22 protein-coding genes and 1 tRNA gene are annotated in these 20,420 nt (G+C 71.6%); 13 read left to right on the forward strand and 10 right to left on the reverse strand.

Annotated features, from left to right (window positions below; genetic code table 11):
* Nucleotides 1-34: 34 nt before the first annotated feature.
* From ACGFZN_RS11115 to ACGFZN_RS11140, 6 genes are read left to right on the forward strand one after another with little or no spacing between them, the layout of a single operon-like run.
* On the forward strand, nt 35-1,069 hold the full coding sequence (locus tag ACGFZN_RS11115; protein WP_393858173.1) for an ABC transporter ATP-binding protein: 1,035 nt from the start codon (nt 35-37) through the stop codon (nt 1,067-1,069).
* Nucleotides 1,066-1,707: an ABC transporter permease gene (locus tag ACGFZN_RS11120; RefSeq protein WP_393858174.1), complete on the forward strand. Its 642-nt coding sequence runs from the start codon at nt 1,066-1,068 to the stop codon at nt 1,705-1,707. Before ACGFZN_RS11115 ends, ACGFZN_RS11120 begins: the two co-directional genes overlap by 4 nt.
* A gap of 1 nt (nt 1,708) precedes the next feature.
* Nucleotides 1,709-2,407: an ABC transporter permease gene (locus ACGFZN_RS11125; RefSeq protein WP_393858175.1), complete on the forward strand. Its 699-nt coding sequence runs from the start codon at nt 1,709-1,711 to the stop codon at nt 2,405-2,407.
* A 15-nt stretch (nt 2,408-2,422) separates the two neighbouring features.
* The gene (locus ACGFZN_RS11130) at nt 2,423-3,355 is read left to right on the forward strand and encodes an ABC transporter substrate-binding protein (RefSeq protein ID WP_393858176.1); all 933 of its coding nucleotides are present in this window, start codon (nt 2,423-2,425) and stop codon (nt 3,353-3,355) included.
* Nucleotides 3,356-4,777, forward strand: coding sequence for a purine-cytosine permease family protein (locus tag ACGFZN_RS11135; RefSeq protein WP_393858177.1), 1,422 nt, complete (start codon nt 3,356-3,358; stop codon nt 4,775-4,777).
* A gap of 9 nt (nt 4,778-4,786) precedes the next feature.
* Nucleotides 4,787-5,212, forward strand: a complete 426-nt coding sequence (locus ACGFZN_RS11140) for a hypothetical protein (protein WP_393858178.1) — start codon at nt 4,787-4,789, stop codon at nt 5,210-5,212.
* Nucleotides 5,213-5,543: 331 nt separating this feature from the next.
* Here ACGFZN_RS11140 and ACGFZN_RS11145 read toward each other — a convergent pair whose 3' ends face one another.
* A complete protein-coding gene (locus ACGFZN_RS11145; RefSeq protein WP_393858179.1) occupies nt 5,544-6,935 on the reverse strand; it encodes a cystathionine beta-synthase in 1,392 nt (463 codons plus the stop codon).
* A gap of 162 nt (nt 6,936-7,097) precedes the next feature.
* Between ACGFZN_RS11145 and ACGFZN_RS11150 the strand changes: the two genes are divergently transcribed.
* The 3 genes from ACGFZN_RS11150 to ACGFZN_RS11160 all read left to right on the forward strand — a co-directional run bounded on the left by ACGFZN_RS11150 (nt 7,098) and on the right by ACGFZN_RS11160 (nt 10,607).
* On the forward strand, nt 7,098-8,150 hold the full coding sequence (locus tag ACGFZN_RS11150) for an SGNH/GDSL hydrolase family protein (RefSeq protein ID WP_393858180.1): 1,053 nt from the start codon (nt 7,098-7,100) through the stop codon (nt 8,148-8,150).
* A gap of 169 nt (nt 8,151-8,319) precedes the next feature.
* Entirely contained in the window at nt 8,320-9,540 is a 1,221-nt protein-coding gene (locus ACGFZN_RS11155) for an acetyl-CoA C-acetyltransferase (protein WP_393858181.1), read from the forward strand.
* 284 nt (nt 9,541-9,824) lie between these two features.
* Complete coding sequence (locus ACGFZN_RS11160; RefSeq protein WP_393858182.1) at nt 9,825-10,607, forward strand: hypothetical protein; 783 nt, start codon at nt 9,825-9,827, stop codon at nt 10,605-10,607.
* Nucleotides 10,608-10,631: 24 nt separating this feature from the next.
* Here the strand turns inward: ACGFZN_RS11160 and ACGFZN_RS11165 are convergent, their stop codons facing one another.
* Nucleotides 10,632-10,913 (reverse strand): hypothetical protein, encoded by a 282-nt coding sequence (locus ACGFZN_RS11165; protein WP_393858183.1) that lies wholly within the window; start codon nt 10,911-10,913, stop codon nt 10,632-10,634.
* A 129-nt stretch (nt 10,914-11,042) separates the two neighbouring features.
* Here ACGFZN_RS11165 and ACGFZN_RS11170 point away from each other — a divergent pair, with 129 nt between their 5' ends.
* A complete protein-coding gene (locus ACGFZN_RS11170) occupies nt 11,043-11,273 on the forward strand; it encodes a DUF4287 domain-containing protein (protein WP_020940491.1) in 231 nt (76 codons plus the stop codon).
* A gap of 83 nt (nt 11,274-11,356) precedes the next feature.
* On the opposite strand, the gene ACGFZN_RS11175 is transcribed toward ACGFZN_RS11170, so the two are convergent.
* The 6 genes from ACGFZN_RS11175 to ACGFZN_RS11200 all read right to left on the reverse strand — a co-directional run bounded on the left by ACGFZN_RS11175 (nt 11,357) and on the right by ACGFZN_RS11200 (nt 17,077).
* Nucleotides 11,357-12,217 carry a Bax inhibitor-1/YccA family protein gene (locus ACGFZN_RS11175; RefSeq protein WP_393858184.1) on the reverse strand — a complete coding sequence of 287 codons (861 nt, stop codon included), beginning with the start codon at nt 12,215-12,217 and terminating at the stop codon, nt 11,357-11,359.
* Nucleotides 12,218-12,386: 169 nt separating this feature from the next.
* A complete protein-coding gene (locus tag ACGFZN_RS11180) occupies nt 12,387-13,565 on the reverse strand; it encodes a 4-hydroxybenzoate 3-monooxygenase (protein WP_393858185.1) in 1,179 nt (392 codons plus the stop codon).
* Nucleotides 13,566-13,793: 228 nt separating this feature from the next.
* On the reverse strand, nt 13,794-14,477 hold the full coding sequence (locus ACGFZN_RS11185; protein ID WP_393858186.1) for a hypothetical protein: 684 nt from the start codon (nt 14,475-14,477) through the stop codon (nt 13,794-13,796).
* Nucleotides 14,478-14,538: 61 nt separating this feature from the next.
* On the reverse strand, nt 14,539-16,464 hold the full coding sequence (locus ACGFZN_RS11190; RefSeq protein WP_393858187.1) for a hypothetical protein: 1,926 nt from the start codon (nt 16,462-16,464) through the stop codon (nt 14,539-14,541).
* A gap of 136 nt (nt 16,465-16,600) precedes the next feature.
* Nucleotides 16,601-16,819 carry a hypothetical protein gene (locus ACGFZN_RS11195; protein ID WP_393858188.1) on the reverse strand — a complete coding sequence of 73 codons (219 nt, stop codon included), beginning with the start codon at nt 16,817-16,819 and terminating at the stop codon, nt 16,601-16,603.
* A 42-nt stretch (nt 16,820-16,861) separates the two neighbouring features.
* Nucleotides 16,862-17,077, reverse strand: a complete 216-nt coding sequence (locus tag ACGFZN_RS11200) for a hypothetical protein (RefSeq protein WP_330339548.1) — start codon at nt 17,075-17,077, stop codon at nt 16,862-16,864.
* Nucleotides 17,078-17,309: 232 nt separating this feature from the next.
* On the opposite strand from ACGFZN_RS11200, the gene ACGFZN_RS11205 reads away from it, so the two are divergent.
* From ACGFZN_RS11205 to ACGFZN_RS11215, 3 genes are all read left to right on the forward strand, one after another.
* Entirely contained in the window at nt 17,310-17,717 is a 408-nt protein-coding gene (locus ACGFZN_RS11205) for a helix-turn-helix transcriptional regulator (protein WP_361983164.1), read from the forward strand.
* A 142-nt stretch (nt 17,718-17,859) separates the two neighbouring features.
* The gene (locus ACGFZN_RS11210) at nt 17,860-18,111 is read left to right on the forward strand and encodes a hypothetical protein (protein WP_360157895.1); all 252 of its coding nucleotides are present in this window, start codon (nt 17,860-17,862) and stop codon (nt 18,109-18,111) included.
* A 188-nt stretch (nt 18,112-18,299) separates the two neighbouring features.
* Nucleotides 18,300-19,118, forward strand: coding sequence for a hypothetical protein (locus ACGFZN_RS11215; protein WP_393858189.1), 819 nt, complete (start codon nt 18,300-18,302; stop codon nt 19,116-19,118).
* A 102-nt stretch (nt 19,119-19,220) separates the two neighbouring features.
* On the opposite strand, the gene ACGFZN_RS11220 is transcribed toward ACGFZN_RS11215, so the two are convergent.
* Both ACGFZN_RS11220 and ACGFZN_RS11225 read right to left on the reverse strand, forming a co-directional pair.
* Complete coding sequence (locus ACGFZN_RS11220) at nt 19,221-19,916, reverse strand: hypothetical protein (protein ID WP_393858190.1); 696 nt, start codon at nt 19,914-19,916, stop codon at nt 19,221-19,223.
* Nucleotides 19,917-20,106: 190 nt separating this feature from the next.
* A tRNA-Leu gene (locus ACGFZN_RS11225) sits at nt 20,107-20,190 on the reverse strand.
* Between the last annotated feature and the right edge of the window lie 230 nt (nt 20,191-20,420).

Genomic DNA, 20,420 nt, shown 5'->3' on the forward strand with positions numbered 1-20,420 from the left:
GCATGACGTTATACAGCCGGGCAAGGGACATCTCATGATCCAGTTCGATGCGGTCCACAAGCGTTTCCCCAACGGCACCACAGCAGTCCACGACCTCACCCTGGAGATGCCGGAGGGCGGTGTCACCGTCCTGGTCGGATCCTCCGGTTGCGGCAAGACGACCACCCTGCGGATGATCAACAGGATGGTCGAGCCGACCTCCGGCACGATCCGCGTCGGCGGCGCGGACGTCACCCGGCAGGACGCGGCCGAACTGCGCCGCTCCATCGGCTACGTCATCCAGCAGGCCGGCCTCTTCCCGCACCGCACGGTGCTCGACAACATCGCCACCGTCCCGCTCCTGCTCGGCTGGAACCGCAGGAAGGCACGGGCCCGCGCCGCGGAACTGCTGGAAACCGTGGGCCTGGCCCCCGAGGCCGGCAGGCGCTACCCGCACCAGCTGTCCGGCGGCCAGCAGCAGCGCGTCGGCGTCGCCCGCGCGCTCGCCGCCGACCCGCCGGTGCTGCTCATGGACGAGCCGTTCGGCGCGGTCGACCCTGTCGTCCGCACCCAGCTTCAGGACGAACTGCTCAGGCTCCAGAAGGAGTTGAGCAAGACCATCGTCTTCGTCACGCACGACATCGACGAGGCCGTGCGCCTCGGCGACCGGATCGCCGTGTTCCGCACCGGCGGCCACCTGGTCCAGTGCGCCGCACCCGCCGAACTCCTGGCCCGCCCCGCGGACGACTTCGTGGCCGGCTTCCTCGGCGCCGAGCGCGGTCTGAAGCTGCTCTCGCTGAAGACGCTCGGCGACGTCCCCCAGGGCCCGGCACCGCAAGGCGCCGCCTGGACCCTCGTCCTCGACGCGCGGAACAAGCCCCTCCACTGGGCCTCCGAGGACGCCGAGATCCCCGTACGCCCCCTGAAGGACACCGACTCCCTGCTCTCGGCGCTGAACGAGTCGGTCGCCTCCCCCACCGGGCTGGTCGCCCGCGTCGACGCCGACGGCGTCCTCACCGGCGTCTCCTCCCGCGACGACATCCACGAGCACGCCGGCCGCGCCCACGCCGAAGTGAGGGTGGCCGCATGACGATCGACTGGTCGTGGATATCGGCCCACACCGACGACCTCACCACCCTCACGCTCTCCCACCTCCAGGCCGCGCTCACGGCCGTCGCCCTCGGCCTGCTGATCTCGCTGCCGCTGGCCGTGGTCGCCCACCGGATCCCCCGCCTGCGCGGATTCCTGCTCGCCGCCTCGAACGTCCTGTTCACGATCCCGTCGATCGCGATCTTCGTCCTGCTGCTGCCGGTCAGCGGCCTGACCCGCACCACCACCGTCACCGGCCTGACGGTCTACACCCTGGTCGTCCTGCTGCGGAACACCGTCGAGGGCCTGGACTCGGTCCCCGTGAAGGTGAAGGAGGCGGCCAAGGCGATGGGCACGCGCCCCCTGCGCACGCTCCTCACCGTCGAGTTCCCCCTCGCCCTCCCGGTGATCATGGCGGGCGTCCGGATCGCCACCGTCATGTCGATCTCCCTGGTCTCCGTCGCGACCTACATCGGCGACGGCGGCCTCGGCCAGCTCTTCACCGACGGCTTCCAGCGCGACTTCCCCACCCCGGTGATCGCCGGAGTGGTCCTCACCCTGCTCCTCGCGGTCGTCGCGGACGCGGCCCTGGTCGCCGTCCAGTACGCCCTCACCCCCTGGACCAGGAGGCGAGCCTGAGATGTACGAACTGTTCAAGAACCTCGGCGCCTGGCTGACCAGCGGCTCGCAGTGGGCCGGCTCCGACGGCATCGCCCACCGCCTCGCCGAGCACCTCCAGTACTCCCTGCTGGCCACGCTCATCGCCGCCGCCATCGGACTGCCGCTCGGCCTGCTGATCGGCCACACCGGCAAGGGCGCCTTCCTCGCGATCAACCTCGCCTCCTTCGGCCGCGCCCTGCCGACCGTCGGCCTGGTCGTGCTGGTCTTCCTGGCCGGCGGCCTGTCGATGCTGCCGGTGTACGTCGCCCTGGTCGCCCTCGCCGTCCCGGCGATCGTCACCAACACCTACGCCGGCATGACCGCCGTCGACCCCGACGTGAAGGACGCCGCACGCGGCCAGGGCATGCGCGGCCACCAGGTCCTGTTCCGGGTCGAACTGCCGCTCGCGCTGCCGCTGATCATGACGGGACTGCGGCTGGCGCTGATCCAGGTGGTGGCCACGGCGACCATCGCCGCATACGTCTCCTTCGGCGGCCTGGGCCGCTACGTCTTCGACGGCCTCGCCCAGCGCGACCTGGTCCAGGTGCTCGGCGGTGCGGTGCTGGTCGCCGTGGTCGCCGTCGTCCTGGACGTGGCCCTCGCCGCCCTCCAGCGCTTCCTCTTCCTCCCCCACGCTCGACGACGCTCGCGCGGGGGCGCCCCCATCCGCACCGCCTAACCCCGGGAACCCCCGATGAACCGACGTACTGTCCTCGGCGGCCTGTTCGCGGTCGCCTCCGTCCCCGCCCTCTCCGCCTGCGCGAGCGGCATCACCTCCCTCAACGGCCCAGGCTCCGCCGCCGGCGGCGCCGGCTCCAGCAAGGGCGGAGTCACCATCGGCACCGCCAACTTCACCGAGAACCAGGTCCTCGGCTACCTCTACGCCGCCGCCCTCCAGGGCACCGGCGTGAAGACGACCGTCCGCCCCAACCTCGGCACCCGCGAGATCGTCATCCCGGCGCTCAGGGGCGGCGACATCGACCTGCTGCCCGAGTACCAGGGCGCCCTGCTCAACTACCTGGCCCCCAAGGTCACGGCCACCGAGTCGGGCGAGATGCAGAACGCCCTCACCCAGGCCCTCCCGGCCGGCCTCCAGGTGCTGCCGTACGGCATGGCGGAGGACTCCGACGCGTTCGTCGTCACCCGCGAGACGGCGAAGAAGTACGGCCTGGCCTCCCTCGCCGACCTGAGGAAGCAGAACGGGAAGCTGGTCATCGGCGCCGCGCCCGAGGTGAAGAAACGCCAGGTCGGCGCGGTCGGCCTGAAGGACGTCTACGGCGTGGAGTTCAAGGAGTTCAAGTCGCTCGACTCCGACGGGCCGCTGGTCAAGGGCGCCCTCAAGAAGGGCGACGTGGACGTGGCGAACCTGTTCACCACCGACACCGACATCAGGGCCAACGACTGGGTGGTGCTCACCGACCCCCAGCACCTCATCCCCAGCCAGCACATCGTGCCGCTCATCGCCGACCGCAAGGCCGACGACACCGTCCGCAAGGCCCTCGCCCGGCTCGGCAACCTGCTCACCACCGCCCAGCTCACCGAGCTGAACCGGCAGGTGGACAAGGACAAGAAGGACCCCGAGGACGTCGCGAACGCCTACGCCAGGCAGCACGGGCTGGTGAAGTAGATGAGCGGCCTGGTGGAACTGCGCTCCATCGACGTCGTCCCCGACGAGGAGCGGCACGGCACCGCGTTCAGCCAGTTCACCCTGTGGCTGGGCGCCAACCTGCAGATCACGGCGGTCGTCACCGGCGCCCTCGCGGTCGTCTTCGGCGGCGACGTCGTCTGGTCGCTCGCCGGTCTGCTGCTCGGCAACCTCCTCGGCGGCGCGGTGATGGCCCTGCACTCGGCGCAGGGCCCGAGGCTCGGCCTGCCGCAGATGATCCAGTCCCGGGCGCAGTTCGGGGTGCGCGGGGCGGTCGTACCGCTGCTGCTGGTGATCGTGATGTACGTCGGCTTCTTCGCGTCCGGCAGCGTGCTCGCCGGGCAGGCGGTGGGCGAGCTGACGCACACGAACGACACGACGGGGATCGTGGTCTTCGCGGCCGTCACGGCGGTCGTGGCGGCGGTCGGCTACCGGGTCGTCCACGCCCTCGGCCGGCTCGCCGGCGCGGTCTGCGCGGTCGCCTTCGTCTACCTGGGCGTCCGCCTCGCCGACCGCGCCGACCTGACCGCCCTGCTGCACGACGCCCACTTCTCGCCGCCGATGTTCCTGCTGGCGATGTCCCTGTCGGCGTCCTGGCAGCTGGCGTTCGGTCCGTACGTGGCGGACTACTCGCGCTACCTGCCGCGCACGACGTCCACGAGGGCGACCTTCTGGTGGACCCTGTCCGGCTCGGCGCTGGGCAGCCAGTGGTCGATGACCTTCGGTGTGCTGGTCGCGGCGACGGCGGGCGCGAAGTTCCTGGACAGCCAGGTCGGTTACGTCGTCGCCCTCGGCGGCACCGGACTCGTCGCCTCCTTCTTCTACTTCGTCATCGCGCTCGGCAAGCTCACCGTCAACGTCCTGAACACCTACGGCGGTTTCATGTCGATGGTCACGGGGGTCAGCGGCTTCCGGGGGCAGCGGCAGCTGTCGCGGGCCGGCCGGGTGGCGTACATCGCGCTGGTCATGGTGGCCGGCACGGCGGTGGCCCTGCTGGGCAAGGACAGCTTCCTGCCCTCCTTCAAGGACTTCCTGCTGTTCCTGCTGACCTTCTTCACGCCCTGGTCGGCAATCAACCTGGTCGACTACTACCTGATCTCCAAGGAGCGGTACGACATCCCGGCCCTGTCCGACCCGCGCGGCCGCTACGGCGCCTGGCGGTGGGACGCGCTCGCGGTGTACGCGGTGGGCCTGCTCGCCCAGCTGCCCTTCCTCGCCACCGGCTTCTACACCGGCCCGCTGGTGGAACCGCTGGGCGGTGCGGACGTCTCCTGGATCGTGGGCCTCGTCGTACCGGCGCTGCTGTACTGGCTGACCGGGCGGCGGAACGCGGCGTACCCGTCCGGGAACCCCGAGGGGGAAAGGGGGGTTGTCCCCAGTGCGCAGGACGTGAGCGCTCCCTAACGTGGGGGCATGACCGGAGTGGACGGGCGGAACACCGACCTGAGAAAAGAACTCGACGCCACCCTGCAGACCCGCCGGGAGCTGGGCGAGGAGTACGAGACCGCGCTGGTCGACTCCTTCGTGGAGAAGGTCGAGCAGCGGATCGACGACGCGGTGGACCGCCGGGTGCGCCGTCATCTGGCCGAGCAGCAGCTGGCGACCGCGCGCGGCGCCCGGCGCCCGAAGAACGGCGACACGTGGTCGGAGCGCTTCGGGCTCGCGATCATCTCGCTGGTCCTGGCGATCCCGCTGACCGCCGTGGCCGGCGGGGTCGCGGGGACGGCGGGGACGGTGGCCGCGTGGGTCGGCATCGTCGGCGTCAACTTCGCCCAGGCGGTACGGGTCAACCCGGACCTGCTCACCGGCCGCCGCGACCGCTCGGGCCGGGAGGACTGACCCCGCCGGGAAAGAGTTGCGCGGGGACCGCCGCACCCCCGTTTCCGGGGGGCGGGACGACGGCGGTCCCCGCGAGGGACGCGGGCCGGGTCAGGGCCGGGCATCTCGCGTCCGTGGCGTCCAGGGAGGTCCGGGAGCCGCTCCGGAGATTCCTTGGCGCCGTTCGGCGCCGGCCCGGGCGGGGAGCCGCTCCCACCCCTGCCGACGCCCACCAATCTGCCGTACCCGTGTTAAGCCGGTGCTGCGGGCACGTGACACCCTCGTACCACTTGCGCGAACCCCGCCCGCACCCCAAGTTCCCCGAGGTCACGGGCGGTTCACCGACCGTTCGCTACTTGTTGCCGCCCTTGGCGAGGAACGCCAGCAGGTCCTGCCGGCTGACCACGCCGGTGGGCTTGCCCTCGACCAGGACGATCGCCGCGTCGGCCGAGCCGAGCACGGACATCAGGTCGCCGACCGGCTCGCCGGAGCCGACCTGGGGCAGCGGCGCGGACATGTGCTTCTCCAGCGGGTCGTCGAGGGAGGCCCGCTTGCTGAACAGGGCGTCGAGCAGCTCGCGCTCCACCACGGAGCCGACGACCTCGGCGGCCATCACGTCCGGGTGCCCGGCGCCCGGCTTGACGACGGGCATCTGCGAGACGCCGTACTCGCGCAGCACCTCGATGGCCTGACCGACGGTCTCCTCCGGGTGCATGTGCACCAGGGAGGGGATGGTGCCGCCCGCCTTGTCGCTGAGCACGTCGCCGACGCGGGCGCTCGGGCCCTCGTCCTCCAGGAAGCCGTAGTCGGCCATCCACTCGTCGTTGAAGATCTTGCTGAGGTAGCCGCGGCCGCTGTCCGGCAGCAGCACCACCACGACGTCGTCCGGGCCCAGCCGCTCGGCCACCCGCAGCGCCGCCACGACCGCCATGCCGCAGGAGCCGCCGACCAGCAGCCCCTCCTCCTTGGCGAGCCGGCGGGTCATCTGGAAGGAGTCCTTGTCGGAGACGGCGACGATCTCGTCGGCGACGGTCCGGTCGTAGGCGGTCGGCCAGAAGTCCTCGCCGACGCCCTCGACCAGGTAGGGCCGCCCGGAGCCGCCGGAGTACACCGAGCCCTCCGGGTCGGCGCCGATGACCTGGACGCGGCCGTCACTCACGTCCTTCAGATAGCGGCCGGTGCCGGAGATGGTGCCGCCGGTGCCCACGCCCGCCACGAAGTGGGTGATCCTGCCCTCGGTCTGCTCCCACAGCTCGGGGCCGGTGGAGTGATAGTGCGACAGCGGGTTGTTGGGGTTGGAGTACTGGTCGGGCTTCCACGCGCCCGGGGTCTCGCGGACGAGCCGGTCGGAGACGTTGTAGTAGGAGTCCGGGTGCTCGGGCGCGACGGCGGTCGGGCACACGACGACCTCGGCGCCGTAGGCGCGCAGCACGTTGATCTTGTCGGTGGACACCTTGTCGGGGCACACGAAGATGCACTTGTACCCCTTCTGCTGCGCCACGATGGCCAGCCCCACCCCGGTGTTGCCGCTGGTCGGCTCGACGATCGTCCCGCCCGGCTTCAGCTCCCCGCTCTGCTCGGCGGCCTCGATCATGCGCAGGGCGATGCGGTCCTTCACGGAACCGCCCGGGTTGAAGTACTCCACCTTGGCCAGGACGGTCGCCTGGATGCCCTTGGTCACGCTGTTGAGCCTCACCAGCGGGGTGTTGCCGACGAGACTGATCATCGAGTCGTGGAATCGCACCGTTGTCTCCGGTTGCTTGCAAAAAGAAATGGTCGTGGTGGTGCAGCCAGCCTAAGGCCAGCTGTGCCGCCGGCGAGGTCGTTCACTCCCCGTTGAGATTGGCGCACTGTCGGTACGGGGCAAGGAGTGGGTGTACGGCTGTAGAGGAGGTGGCGGCGACGCATGACGCGCATGTCGAGGGCGAGAGTGGCCCGGCGCATCGCGGCCGGGGCGGCGTACGGCGGCGGCGGCGTCGGGCTGGTCGGCGCGGCGGCGGTCGGCCTGCTGCTGGCGGAGGTGCGGCTGGCCAGACGCCATGTGGGCAATGGCAGCGGCGGCCGGGTTCCGGTCGCCGACGGCGTGTACGGATGGGGGTCCCCCCGCTCGAGCGAAGCCGAGAGTGGGGGAGGATACGGCATCCCTGGTGAACCTCCGCTGCGTCTGACGATGCTCGGCGACTCCACGGCGGCGGGGCAGGGCGTGCACCGGGCGGGCCAGACGCCGGGCGCGCTGCTGGCGTCGGGCCTGGCGGCGGTGGCGGAACGCCCGGTGGAACTGCGCAACGTCGCCCTGCCCGGAGCCCAGTCGGACGACCTGGACCGCCAGGTGAGCCTGGTGCTGTCCGCCGGGACTCCCGTCCCCGACATCTGCGTGATCATGATCGGCGCGAACGACGTCACCCACCGGATGCACCCGACCCGCTCGGTGCGCCACCTGTCGGCGGCGGTACGGCGGCTGCGCACGGCCGGCGCGGAGGTGGTGGTCGGCACCTGCCCCGACCTCGGCACGATCGAGCCGGTGCAGCAGCCGCTGCGCTGGCTGGCCCGGCGGGCCTCGCGGCAGCTGGCTGCGGCCCAGACGATCGGGGTCGTGGAGCAGGGGGGACGGACCGTGTCCCTCGGCGACCTGCTGGGCCCGGAGTTCGAGGCCAATCCGCGGGAGCTGTTCGGCCCCGACAACTACCACCCCTCCGCGGAGGGTTACGCGACGGCGGCGATGGCGGTGCTGCCGACGGTGTGCGCGGCGCTGGGCCTGTGGCCGGAGGAGGAGCGGCCGGACGTGACGCGCCGCGAGGGCTTCCTGCCGGTGGCGCGGGCGGCCGCCGAGGCGGCGTCGGAGGCGGGCACCGAGGTCACGGCGGCCATGCCGACGGGGCCGCGCGGCCCGTGGGCGCTGCTGAAACGGCGCCGGCGGCGCCGCGTGCCGGAGGCCGAGCCCGCGCGGCCGGCCACGTGACGCCGGTCCGGCGCGACCAGGCGCGGGCAGGCGGCGCGACCAGGCAGCCAAGCAAGCGCTTAGTAAATTGCGGCCAGTGTCACACCGCCACACCGGTGACCTGACCCATACGTAGCGGTAACTTCCCAACCGGCACTGCCCGAAAAGCACACCGTCCACTGGAGCCGTGATGCCCGAAGCCGTCATCGTCTCGACCGCCCGCTCGCCCATCGGCCGCGCCTTCAAGGGCTCCCTCAAGGACCTGCGCCCCGACGACCTGACCGCCACGATCATCCAGGCGGCGCTCGCCAAGATCCCCGAGCTGGACCCGAGGGACATCGACGACCTGATGCTCGGCTGCGGCCTGCCCGGCGGCGAGCAGGGCAACAACCTCGGCCGGATCGTCGCCGTGCAGATGGGGATGGACCACCTGCCGGGCTGCACGATCACCCGCTACTGCTCCTCCTCCCTGCAGACCTCCCGCATGGCCCTGCACGCCATCAAGGCCGGCGAGGGCGACGTCTTCATCTCGGCCGGCGTCGAGACGGTGTCCCGGTTCGTGAAGGGCAACTCCGACAGCCTGCCGGACACCCACAACCCCTTCTTCGCCGAGGCCGAGGCCCGCACCGCCGCCGTCGCCGAGCAGGAGGGCACCACCTGGCACGACCCGCGCGAGGACGGCCTGGTGCCGGACGCGTACATCGCGATGGGGCAGACGGCGGAGAACCTGGCCCGCTGGAAGGGCATCACCCGCCAGGAGATGGACGAGTTCGGCGTCCGCTCGCAGAACCTCGCCGAGGAAGCCATCAAGAACGGCTTCTGGGAGCGCGAGATCACCCCGGTGACCCTGCCCGACGGCACCGTCGTCGCCAAGGACGACGGCCCGCGCGCCGGCGTCACCCTGGAGGGCGTCGCCGGGCTCAAGCCGGTCTTCCGCCCGGACGGCCTGGTCACCGCCGGCAACTGCTGCCCGCTCAACGACGGCGCCGCCGCCGTCGTCATCATGAGCGACACCAAGGCGCGCGAGCTGGGCCTGACCCCGCTCGCCCGGATCGTGTCCACCGGCGTCTCCGGTCTCTCCCCCGAGATCATGGGCCTCGGCCCGGTCGAGGCGAGCAAGCAGGCCCTGGCCCGCGCCGGCCTCACCATCGACGACATCGACCTGGTCGAGATCAACGAGGCCTTCGCCGCCCAGGTGATCCCCTCCTACCGCGAACTCGGCATCGACATCGACAAGCTGAACGTCAACGGCGGCGCCATCGCCGTCGGCCACCCCTTCGGCATGACCGGCGCCCGCATCACCGGCACCCTCATCAACTCCCTGCAGTGGCACGACAAGCAGTTCGGCCTGGAGACGATGTGCGTGGGCGGCGGCCAGGGCATGGCGATGGTCATCGAGCGCCTCAGCTGACGCACGTTCCGTAGCGAACCGGACACGTTACGTCGGGCAACGGCCCAGAACCCAGGAAACCCCGGGGTTCTGGGCCTTTCCGTGATCCAATCTCCCCCAGGATGTGACCTATCTGACTCACCCACCGCATCGGTGCAGGTCAGGGCAGGTCAGCGCGGCGCACGGCAGGCACGGGAGACCAAAGCCCTGTCCGGTTCGTGACGTTACGCACTGACAGCTGCATAGTCCGCCCTTCAAGCTGATGTAGGAAGTCGGGGGTCGACTTTGAACCTGGGAGTACGTCAGTGAGCGCCATGCCGATCGCCCTGCTGCTCACCACGGCCGCCACGGGCGCCGTGGGCGTCGCCGTCCTGCGCACAGTTCTGAGGCTGCGCCGCCAGCTGGCCGAGCTCCAGACCCAGCTCGCCGAGAACCAGGCGGCCGCCCTGGGCGCGCTGCTGCCGAACGCCCGCGGGCACGCCGACACCGACCGCATACGGGCCGCGGTGGCCGAGGCGCTCGCCGAGGAACGCGAGCGCGAGCTGGCCGAGGCCCGCGCCTTCTGGGCGGCGCAGGAGGCCCGTGACGCCTCCGACGCGCCGACCCTGCTCGGTCTGCCCGAGCACGACGTGTTCCTGCCCCGGCAGGCCGACTTCGCCGGCCTGGAGCCGGTGTCCGAGCCGACCGCCGAGGCCGACGACTTCGCCGGGGAGTCCCCGGAGCTGGCCGCGGCCCGCCGCCGCCACCCCTCGCACCCCGACTTCGTCCCGGTGCAGTCGCCGGTGGTGAACGACCACGAGCGCACCGTCGCCATGCTGGAGCAGCTGTCCGAGGAGCGCGTCGAACTCGCCGACGTCCGTCCGGGCCCGCTCGGCACCCTCGACGTCTACGTCTTCGCCGACGGCACCACCCTGTGCATGACCCCGGGCCACCGCGAGACCGCCGAACGCCTGGCCGCGGCGGTCGAAGCGGGCGAGGCCCCCTGCCTGCTGGGCGGCTCCGGCGTCTCCGGCGCCTACACGCTGACGTTCGCCTGCGGCGAGGACACGGTCTTCATCCTGGCGGACCGGGTCATCGCGTCGCTGTAAGGGTTCCGCACCGCGGGGCCGGCCTCAGACCCCGGCCCGCTCCCGCGCCTCCTCCACCATGCGCACCGCTTCGGCGACCTCGTCGTCGCTCCGCAGCACCAGCGCCAAGTCATGGGCGGCCACGAGGATTTGGTCCGCCACGGCGAACATCCCGGCGTCCGGCATCTGGCGGGGCTCCGTCCCCGGCTCCTCCACGGCCTGCGCCCACCGCGCCAACTGCCTGGCCAGCTCCAGCGCCTCGGCGGCGGCGCCGCGCTGCAGCCGGCTCTGCGGGGCCGCGCGCAATCGGTCGGCGAAGTGATCCACGGCTCGGTTCAAGGGCGTCGTATCAACCACGCGCCGAGCGTAACGCGCCGCACTGTTGCCAATACGCGAACGCTCAGGCACCGTGACGTGAAGGACCGGCTTACATCCCCTTTGCGTTCGGAGGCGCCGATGTCCCAGCTCTTCTCGGAGGAGACCCACCGCAATCTGCTCGCCCGCATCCCCCACTGCACCGGTCGCGAAGTCTCCGACTGGCTGCGCACCGTCGAAGAAGGCCCCGCCCTGTTCCGCTTCGAGGAGAAGGTCAGCTGGCTCCGGCACGAGTACGACCTCGCGTACGGCCACGCGAAGGCGATCGTCCACGAGTACGACCTGAGGAGGGCAGCGCGCAAGCTGCTCTAGACGCGCGAAGGGCCCCGGAGCGGAACTCCGGGGCCCTTTTCACAACCGGCGTTTCACGACCGGCGCGGCGACCTGCGTGTGCGCTAGTCGTTGTTGGTGAAGATCGCCACCAGGCGCAGCATCTCCAGGTAGATCCAGACCAGCGTCACGGTGAGGCCGAACGCGGCCAGCCAGGACTCGTTGCGCGGGGCGCCGTAGGCGATGCCGTCCTCGATCTGCTTGAAGTCGAGGGTCAGGAAGAACGCGCCGAGCACGATGGCGACGATGCCGACGAGCGCGCCCAGCGGGCCGAAGCTGCGCAGACCGCCGTCCTCGGCGACGCCGAAGGCGACCAGCAGCAGGTTCACCGCCATGACCACCAGGAAGCCCAGGGCGATGGCCATGCCGATGCGGGCGTAGCGGGCGGTGACGCGGATCCAGCCGGCCTTGTAGACCAGCAGGGTCGCGGCCGAGACCGCCATGGTGCCGAGCACCGCCTGGAAGGGGGCGCCGCTCCAGCGGCTGTTGTACATCTCGCTGATGACGCCGAGGAAGACACCCTCGAACGCGGCGTACCCGAGGATCAGGGCGGGCGACGGCGTGCGCTTGAAGTTCTGGACCATCGCCAGCACGAACGCGACGATCGCCGAGCCGACGGCCAGGCCGTAGCTGGTGGCCGTGACCGGCAGCAGCGCCCAGGCGAGGACGGCGCCGACGGCGACGGTGCCGAGCGTGATGGCCGAGCGGACGACGACGTCGTCCATCGTCATCCGGTCGGTGGTGACGGGGGCCTGCGGCGGGGCTCCGTGCTGGAGGTCCTGCTGCGCGTACGGGTTCTGGGCGTAGGGGTTCTGCGCGTACGGGTTGCCCTGCGCGTACCCGGCCTGCGGTGCGGTGTGGAAACCGGCGTAGCCGCCGGTGCGGCTGAACCCCCGTCGCGAGAAGACCGGGTTGCTGCTCCTCATTTCACTCCTCCATGGCTGCCGTGCGCAGCCTTGGCTCAAGAGTAATGGATTGGCAAAGGGCCGATCGTCGTACTTCAGGAGGATCTTTCCTTCACCGTGCTGCGCAACACGCTACGTGAGCCGGTGATTCCCGGCCACGGTTGATCGCATTCCCTGACGAACCTGCGACCTAACCGTCGAGAGGGAATCCCGTGTACGCCTCCGCCAGGTCGGTGCCGGCCGCGCGGGAGGCGGCGATCCGGTCCAGCCGGGCCAGCTGGAGGCGGGCGTCGAAGGGGGTGGCGTCCGGGGCCGGATGGAGCATCGTCGTCATGTCGTAGGAGAACCGCTCGGCCTGCCAGACGCGGCGCAGGCAGGTCGCGGAGTAGGCGTCGAGCAGCTCGGCCGAGCCGGTCTCCTTCTCGTGGGCGAGGGCACGGGCGAGGGTGACGACGTCGCCGACGGCGAGGTTCAGTCCCTTGGCGCCGGTCGGCGGCACGATGTGGGCGGCGTCACCGGCGAGGAAGAGCCGGCCGTGCCGCATCGGCTCGTGCACGAAGGAGCGCATCGGCGTGACCGACTTCTGGGTGATGGGGCCGCGTTCCAGCCGCCAGTCGTCGTCCGTCTCGAAACGGCGCTCCAGCTCGTCCCAGATCTCCTCGTCGCTCCAGTCGTCCGCCTTCGCGTCGGCGGGCACCTGGAGGTAGAGGCGGGAGACGGAGGGGGAGCGCATGGACAGCAGGGCGAAGCCGCGGTCGTGGCGGGCGTAGACGAGTTCGTCGTGCGAGGGGGCGACGTCGGCGAGGATGCCGAGCCAGGCGTAGGGGTACACCCGTTCGAACGTGCGGGACAGGGCGGCGGGGAAGGCCTTGCGGGACACGCCCCAGAAGCCGTCGCAGCCGACGGCGTAGTCGCACTCCAGCACGTCCTCGCGGCCCTGGTGGCGGAACCGGATGCGCGGCCGGCCGCCCTCGGCGCCCTCGACGGCCAGCGCCTCGGCCTCGAACAGCAGTGGTCCGCCCTCCTCGATGTGAAGGGCGATCAGGTCCTTGCAGACCTCGGTCTGGGCGTACACCATCACCGACCGGCCGCCGGTCAGGCCGGGGAAGTCGACGCGGTGCCGGCGCCGGTCGAAGCGCAGCTCGATGCCGTCGTGCCGCAGCCCCTCCCGGTCCATCCGCTCCCCGGCGCCGGCCGCGCGCAGCACGTCGACCGTGCCCTGCTCCAGGATTCCGGCGCGCTGCCGATGTTCCACATAGGCACGGTCGCGGCTCTCCAGGACGACCGAGTCGATGCCGGCGCGGTGCAGCAGCCGCGCGAGCAGCAGTCCGGCCGGCCCGGCTCCGATGATGCCGACGGTGGTGCGCATCGGTACGTCCCTTCGGGGTCGACTCTAGGCGGTGACGAGGCGTGCGTGGCGTTCATGGCGTTCGTCAGGTGAACTTTTTTTCACTGACGCTCCGCGCGCCGAGTCTGCGCCGGAGGGCATCCGATGTCAATGGGTCCGCTGTCCACGGGCGCACGCGAGGCGGCCGCCCGCCGGGTCCTCGAGGGGCATCTCGGAACCGGCGGACGGCCGTGCGCGGCGGCGGGGCGGTCAGTGCCCGGGCCAGCCGTCCAGGTGGCGGTGGAGGGTGACCGTGGGCTCGGCCTCGGCCTTCGGGGCGTGCGCCACCGCGTCCCGCAGGACCGCGCTCACCTCGCCCGCGAGGCCGTCGACGCGCTGCTTGAGCTCGGCCGCCGGCAGCGTGGAGCGGGTCAGCGCGTCCAGCCTGCGGTGGACGTCGGCGAGCTTCTGCCGGGCGCCGGCGTCCAGGGTGAGCGGAGCCGGGGTGGAGACGACGAACTGGTAGGCGCCGGCGAGGGTCTGGCAGCCGGTGCACTCCTTGTTGGCCGCGTCGCTGAGGTTCACGGCGTTCAGGTGCGTGCGCTCGCCGGCGATCGTGACGATCTGGAAGGACAGCGCGACCGACCGGCAGTGGTCGTCGGCCGAGCAGCCGGTGGAGACGGCGTTGGCCTGGTTGCGCACCCCGGCCGCGTTCACGGTGCCGAACTGGCGGATGGTGAAGGAGTCCTCGGCCCGCGTGTGGTGGGCCCGGTCGGCGTGGCTGAAGACGTGGTCGGACGCGAACGCCGCGTGCGCCGTGCCGGTCAGGGCCTGCGCCGGTACCGCGGTGGCCGCGCCGGCGACGCCGGCGGCTCCGGCGGCGAACAGGCCCATGCGCAGGGCGTGCCGGGCGAAGGGATGGTTGCTGGAGCGTGCCTTGCGGTGGCTGCTCATGGGGTCTCCGTACAGGGTTCGGGCGGCCCGCGCGGGCCGGAGAGGTGTGGCTGATGCGGTGTCAGGACGACGCCGGTGCGGGCGAGGCGTCGCTCGGTGCCGCCGTCGGACTCCCGGCCGTCGACGCGGGGACGCTCTCCGACGGGGTCGGGGAGGCCGAGGGGCCGGGGTCCTGGCTGGTGGGCGGGGTGGGATCCGCGGTGGCGCCGCCGGAGGACGACTCCGGCCCGTGGGATCCGGATCCGGTCGTCGTGCCCGGCGCCGCCGGCCGCGACGCCGAGGACGGGGGCAGCGAGACGGACGCGCTCGCCGCTGCGCCGGGCGAGGCCGCGTCCCCCGACGCGGAGGCCGAGGCTCCCGGCACCGCCGACGGCGAGACGGAGGCGCCGCCGGTGCCGGGCCCGCCGTGCCCGTCGTGGCCCGGGGTCGCGGCGTCCCTTGGCGAGGGCGCCTCGGTCGGCACCCCGGGCTGCAGGATCGGTGCGATCGGGGGCTTCTTCGGCAGCGGCTTCGGGGTCATCCCGGACACCCAGGCGTAGGAGAGCCCGGTCAGTCCGGCGAGGGCCAGCACGCACAGCGCGAGGCGCAGCCGGGGCCGCCCGGCGGTGGAGCGCTTCGCGGCCCGCAGCAGCCGGCCGCCGATCTTCACGGAGAGATAGACGACACCGGCCATCGGGCACAGCAGCATCACGCTGCCGATCACCCCGACGAGCCCGGCGACGATCTGCCCGTGCGCGAACGCCGCGCCGGTGCCGAGGAGTTGCTCGGTCAGCGAGCGCACCATGGTGGTGAGGATCCGGGGCAGGTTCCACAGCGCGTAGCCCATCTCGCCGGCGATCAGCGGCACCATGGTCAGCACCCAGCCGGCCACGATGGCGCGCGCGGACCGCTTGAGCCCGGCGACCTCGGTGCGCGCCGCCCGGCCCTTGGCGCCGGGCGCGAGCGAGAGCAGGATCGGCTTGATCTTGCCGTAGAGATCCGGCACTCCGGCGAGGTCGCCGAGGATGTAGTAGCCGTCCAGGCGGACGGCCGGCATCAGCTGTTCCAGGATCTCGAAGTGCCCGAGGTAGACGGCGGCCAGGAAGAACTGCGCCCCGGTCGCGAAGTAGGCCCCGGCCATGGCGAGCATGAAGACGACGTTGAAGTACACCCCGCCGAGGTCCGTGCGGAGCCGGCCTCCGCGCGAGATCCGGTAGACGTCGGTGACGTCGGTGTACATCGACGGCCAGATGAGGAACAGCCCGCAGCCGATGCAGCCGGGCCGGGCGCCGCCGTACCGGCAGGCGGAGGCGTGGCCGAACTCGTGGAAGACGAGCGAGGCCACGGTGAGCCCGAAGACGATGAGGATCAGCACCGGCTGGTCCAGGACCTCCAGCACCGGCTCGATCGCCCCGAAGAAGCCGAACAGCCAGACGTCCATCGCGAGCGCCGCGAGCAGCACGGCGGCGACCACGGCCGGGCGGTGCAGCCAGGCCAGGGCCCGCGCGATCCGCCCGGTGCGGCGCTCGTCGAAGATCACCCGGTGGCCCTTGAGGGCGAGCAGCAGGTCGGAGCGCGGGGCGTCGACCTCGTCGTCCTCCTGGCCCTCGGGCACCGTCACCCCGAGCGGCTGGAGCTTGTTCTCCAGCAGGTAGCGGACGTTCTCGGCGCTGACCTCGCGGCCGTAGCGGGCGCTGACCCGGTGGGCGATCGTCTCGGCGTCGCGGATCCCGTCCACGGACGACGCCACCAGGTACAGCAGCCGCGACAGCTGCACGACCTGCCCGTCCCCCCGACGGGCGATGTACTTCGGCTCGGTGAAGCCCGAGCCCTGGTACTCGCCGTGCAGCCGCAGTCCCGCGCTGAGCCGCGGCGCCGGCCGGACCGGCGCCGCGACGGTCGGCAGGCTGCCGGTCGTCACCTGCTCGTACGTCACCGGCCAGCCGCCGGGCCCGGGCACCGGACCGGTGTCGTACAGGGCGTCGGCGCCTTCGTCGAGCACCGTCATCCGTGGTCTCCCCCCACGCTGTTCCCCCCAAGCCCCACGCTGTTCCCCCAACCCCCGCGCATGTCCCCCCAAGGCCGCGGGGCGGACGCCCCGCACGCGTGCGATTCGCCCCGCGGCCGGTGTCGCGGTGGTGCCGTTACTGCTTGACGCTGATCGTCTGCTGGGCCGACGAACCGGCGTCCGACCACGAGGAGTGGTCGTTCAGCGCGGCGGACTCGTTGTGGGCGTCGATGTTCGCGACGTGCTTGGTGACGGTGACCGTCTTGCCGAAGCTGAACTTCAGTCGGCCCAGGGCCTCACGGCCCGGCAGCAGCTCCGCGGACTCGCCGTCCAGCTCGCGCATGTCCATGCTCATGGTGGTGGTTCCTTTCGTGGTGGGTCGGTCGGTGCGCGCGGGCTACTGGCTGACGCTGATGGTCTGGGAGGCGCCGGACTCGGCCACCGAGCACGAGGAGTGGTCGTTCAGGGCGGCGGACTCGTTGTGGGCGTTGATGTTCGCGACGTGCTTGGTGACGGTGACCGTCTTGCCGAAGCTGAACTTCAGCCGGCCCAGGGCCTCACGGCCCGGCAGCAGCTCCGCGGACTCGGCGTCGAGCTCATGGGCGTTCAACATGGTCGATTCCCCCTCGGGAAACAGGCGGTTCCGGTCGGAGAGAGTCAGGTTCCCCCCGGACTCTGTCCAACTTGGTCGGACGAACTGTCCAACGAGATTGGACACTAGGGCCTCGCGGCACCGTCGCGCAACCCGTTCGGTGAATCACCCTTTCGGCGGCCCCGCTACCCGACCGTAGAATCGGCGCGGACAGGGACGGTCAGGTCGAGCGGCGAGCAGGAAGTGGACTTCGGTGGCCAACGCACTGCAGCAGTTGATCCGTGAGCGTCTCGACCGCCAGGGCTGGTCGTACGGCGACGTGGCACGGCGCGGCGGCGTGCCCCGCTCCACCGTGCACCACCTGGCCACCGCCGACCGGGTCGTCCGCATGCCCCAGGCCACCACCCTGGAAGGCCTGGCCAAGGGCCTGGAGCTGCCGCTCGACACCGTGCGCCGGGCCGCGGCCGAGGCCTGCGGCATCCACGTCTACGGCGGCCCGTCCGACGAGGACCCGGCCGCCGCGGCCGCCCGCAGCACCGATCCCGAGGTGGAGCTGCTCATCGCCAGCGTGCAGCAGCTGTCGGCCGAGGACCGCCGGCATGTCACCGCCCTGGTCGAGTCCCTGCTCGGCCGCTCGGCGCGCCCCGCACCGGAGAAGTGACCGGAAGGTCCGCTTCCCGGCTGTGCCGGAAAAATCATGCAACTGCACCCGAAGGGTGCCACATCCCCCGCTAGTCTCTCGTCTGCCCGAGGAGCGAGAGCCGTACGACCACCCGGGCTCTTTGGGGGGGAACGTGTTGTTCGTGCATGGCGGGCCGGCCACCGCGGTGGTCCGGGGGCCCGCCGGTGAATCGGTCGTCCTGCTCTCCGGTGAGCTGCCCCAGGTGCTCACCGAGGACGCGGTGACCGAACTGCTGGATCTCGCCGCCGCGATCCTGGACGCGGACGAGCTGGCGCTGTTCCACACCTGCCTGCGCACGCTGCGCACGGACGGGCTGCGGGCGGGCCGGCGCATCGAGGTGGACGGCGCGGTGCTGACGGTCTACGAGGGGTGAGGCGCCGCACGATCGAGGCGAGACTCTTCGGGTGAAAAACCGGCGCAAGGCCGCCTGACGGGCGGTTCGCTGGTGGTCGGGGGTGTCTGCAAACCATACGTTCAGCTCCAGCGCTCACAGCGGCGGCGCTCTCGTGCACAGAGTTCGTTCGCACCTTCCGACAGACCGCAAAGCCGAGAGGAACAGTTATGCGTCTGACCCGCTGCGCTCTCGCTGCTGCGACGGTGGCGGCCTGCGCCTCGGCCGTCGCCGTGCCCTTCGTCGCCACGCACTTCACCTCCCCGGGCTCCGGCGTGGAACAGGTCCGCATGGTCAGCGCGCTGGGCGCCGAGCGGATCAGAGCCGAGTCGCCCGAGCCGTCCCCCGTGGATCCCTCCCCGCAGACACCCCCGGCGCCGCCCTGCCGCAGTTACGGCGGCCCCTACTGCGGCTGGGTCAGGGCGTACCACGGCGGTTGCGACTGGGTGTGGGGTCTGAGCTACGGAATCAAGGATCCCGACTTCCTCTGCCCCCACGACCCGCGCCCGAGCCCCTCGGCCGCAGCCAGTTCCTCGGCCTCGCCCAGCCCCTCGGGGGCGACGTCCTCCGGAAGCGGTGGTTCCGTCATCGGCGGTACGACCGCGGGCTCCACCGGCAGCGGCGGGACCACCAGCGGCGGCGGGACCACCGACGGCGGGACGACCGGCAGCGGCGGGACCACGACCGGCGGCGGTACGTCGGCCGGGATCGGCGGCTTAGCGGGCCGGAAGCACAAGAGCCCGGCCGAGCCCCACCACTCGGCCACCCCCCGCCCCGCAGCCGCTCCCGGCGACACGGCCCCGGCCCCCGGCGCCACCGCCACGGCCGCACCCGCGCCTTCGCCGGCCGGCGACCCCGGCGGCGTGTACGCACCGGGGGTCATCGATCCCCAGGTACTTCCCGGAGGAGAGGAAAGCCCCTTCACAGCGCGCCTTCTGCACGCCGTGGGCACCGCCCTGGAGCACTACCTCTTCCCCTTCTCCGAGTGAGGTCGGCCCCTCCCTCTCACCCGGCCGATGCCCCAAGGCCTCTGCCCCCTGACGCGCCTGACGTCAGGGGGCAGAAACCTCGCGGGATGTCGCGTCCGGCTGTCACTCGGCGGAGCGACGCCGGTGGAACCAGGCCGCGGCGAGCAGTCCCGCGACCACCAGCAGACCGCCGGCCGCGATCAGGATGCCCTTCACGCTCAGCAGGCTGCCGCTCCAGCCGGCCGCCTCGGTGTCACTCGGGGACACGGTGTGCCCGGGGCCCTTCTGGGGCGCCGGGGAGCTGGGCGAGCCGCTGCCGTCGACGACCGCGCCGTCCTTCGGAGGAGCGCCGCCCCCGCGGTCACCGTCGTCCCGGTCGTCGCGGCAGTGGGTGGCCGGGAAGGGGAAGAACCGCTTGTGCACGCCGAAAGCCCGCACCTCCAGGAGCGGATGCAGCCGGAAGAACTCACGGATCGCGAACTCGTACTGGCCGGAGGTCTGGGTGGGATACTCCGCGTTCATGTAGGTCGAGACGGTGAAGGTGTCCCACGGCGCCGCCGGTGACGAGGACGTCGCCGAGCTGCCCTGGATGACGAGAGCCTCCGGGCCGCGCGGGCCGTTGGTCAGAATCGCCCTCAGGCCCTTGTCGATGAGCACGACGCCGCGGCGGCTGTGGCAGTCCCGGTAGGGATTGTGGTGACGATGCGGCCCGTCCCCTTCGTACCGTACGGCCGGCTGCGCGGCCGCGCCGGCCGCCGGAGACACGAGAGCGATGGCCGCACCCGCCAGCGGCGCTGCAACCCAGGGGCGAAGATTCATCCGAGGACCTCCATGGGTGGCGGACGCAGGCGACCACCTGCCGCCGACACATCCGAATCTGTGACGAAACTAAGAGAAATCGGCTCGTCACAGCGTGAACGTCCTCGGGGAGCCGTACTACTTGTCACTCAACCGCAGCAGCCGTGTGCGGGAGAAGAAGATCGTGGGTCGCGTACGGTGCAGGAGCGAGTGCCCGGAGCCGGACTTGAACCGGCACGCCCGCGAAGGGGCAGCGAGGTTTAAGCTCGCCGTGTCTGCATTCCACCATCCGGGCAGGGCATGGGCTCCGCTTCGATGTCCGAGCCTATCGGGACGCATCCCCCGAACAGCGGAAGGGCGGACCGATGTTGTCTTATTTTATTGACGTCTGAGGGTGCATCAGCCCGCGGAACGGGCCATCCGCACTTGCCAACAGCGTGCCGTGAGGGGCGTTCTCGCGTACGTGGAATGACGGAATTTCACCGTCCGAACGAGGGTGTTCCACCCGTTCCAGTCAGGGTCCCC

It is taken from the genome of Streptomyces sp. NPDC048192 (genome assembly GCF_043202415.1).
Lineage (GTDB): Bacteria > Actinomycetota > Actinomycetes > Streptomycetales > Streptomycetaceae > Streptomyces.

What these genes read in the sequence shown, in the direction of transcription:
- ACGFZN_RS11115 (WP_393858173.1), top strand. Translation starts at nt 35, where the DNA reads ATGATCCAGTTCGATGCGGTCCACAAGCGTTTCCCCAACGGCACCACA.
- ACGFZN_RS11195 (WP_393858188.1), bottom strand. Translation starts at nt 16,819, where the DNA reads ATGAGCATGGACATGCGCGAGCTGGACGGCGAGTCCGCGGAGCTGCTG.
- ACGFZN_RS11140 (WP_393858178.1), top strand. Translation starts at nt 4,787, where the DNA reads ATGACCGGAGTGGACGGGCGGAACACCGACCTGAGAAAAGAACTCGAC.
- ACGFZN_RS11175 (WP_393858184.1), bottom strand. Translation starts at nt 12,217, where the DNA reads ATGAGGAGCAGCAACCCGGTCTTCTCGCGACGGGGGTTCAGCCGCACC.
- ACGFZN_RS11190 (WP_393858187.1), bottom strand. Translation starts at nt 16,464, where the DNA reads ATGACGGTGCTCGACGAAGGCGCCGACGCCCTGTACGACACCGGTCCG.
- ACGFZN_RS11200 (WP_330339548.1), bottom strand. Translation starts at nt 17,077, where the DNA reads ATGTTGAACGCCCATGAGCTCGACGCCGAGTCCGCGGAGCTGCTGCCG.
- ACGFZN_RS11220 (WP_393858190.1), bottom strand. Translation starts at nt 19,916, where the DNA reads ATGAATCTTCGCCCCTGGGTTGCAGCGCCGCTGGCGGGTGCGGCCATC.
- ACGFZN_RS11135 (WP_393858177.1), top strand. Translation starts at nt 3,356, where the DNA reads ATGAGCGGCCTGGTGGAACTGCGCTCCATCGACGTCGTCCCCGACGAG.
- ACGFZN_RS11185 (WP_393858186.1), bottom strand. Translation starts at nt 14,477, where the DNA reads ATGAGCAGCCACCGCAAGGCACGCTCCAGCAACCATCCCTTCGCCCGG.
- ACGFZN_RS11120 (WP_393858174.1), top strand. Translation starts at nt 1,066, where the DNA reads ATGACGATCGACTGGTCGTGGATATCGGCCCACACCGACGACCTCACC.
- ACGFZN_RS11215 (WP_393858189.1), top strand. Translation starts at nt 18,300, where the DNA reads ATGCGTCTGACCCGCTGCGCTCTCGCTGCTGCGACGGTGGCGGCCTGC.
- ACGFZN_RS11125 (WP_393858175.1), top strand. Translation starts at nt 1,709, where the DNA reads ATGTACGAACTGTTCAAGAACCTCGGCGCCTGGCTGACCAGCGGCTCG.
- ACGFZN_RS11170 (WP_020940491.1), top strand. Translation starts at nt 11,043, where the DNA reads ATGTCCCAGCTCTTCTCGGAGGAGACCCACCGCAATCTGCTCGCCCGC.
- ACGFZN_RS11155 (WP_393858181.1), top strand. Translation starts at nt 8,320, where the DNA reads ATGCCCGAAGCCGTCATCGTCTCGACCGCCCGCTCGCCCATCGGCCGC.
- ACGFZN_RS11150 (WP_393858180.1), top strand. Translation starts at nt 7,098, where the DNA reads ATGACGCGCATGTCGAGGGCGAGAGTGGCCCGGCGCATCGCGGCCGGG.
- ACGFZN_RS11180 (WP_393858185.1), bottom strand. Translation starts at nt 13,565, where the DNA reads ATGCGCACCACCGTCGGCATCATCGGAGCCGGGCCGGCCGGACTGCTG.
- ACGFZN_RS11130 (WP_393858176.1), top strand. Translation starts at nt 2,423, where the DNA reads ATGAACCGACGTACTGTCCTCGGCGGCCTGTTCGCGGTCGCCTCCGTC.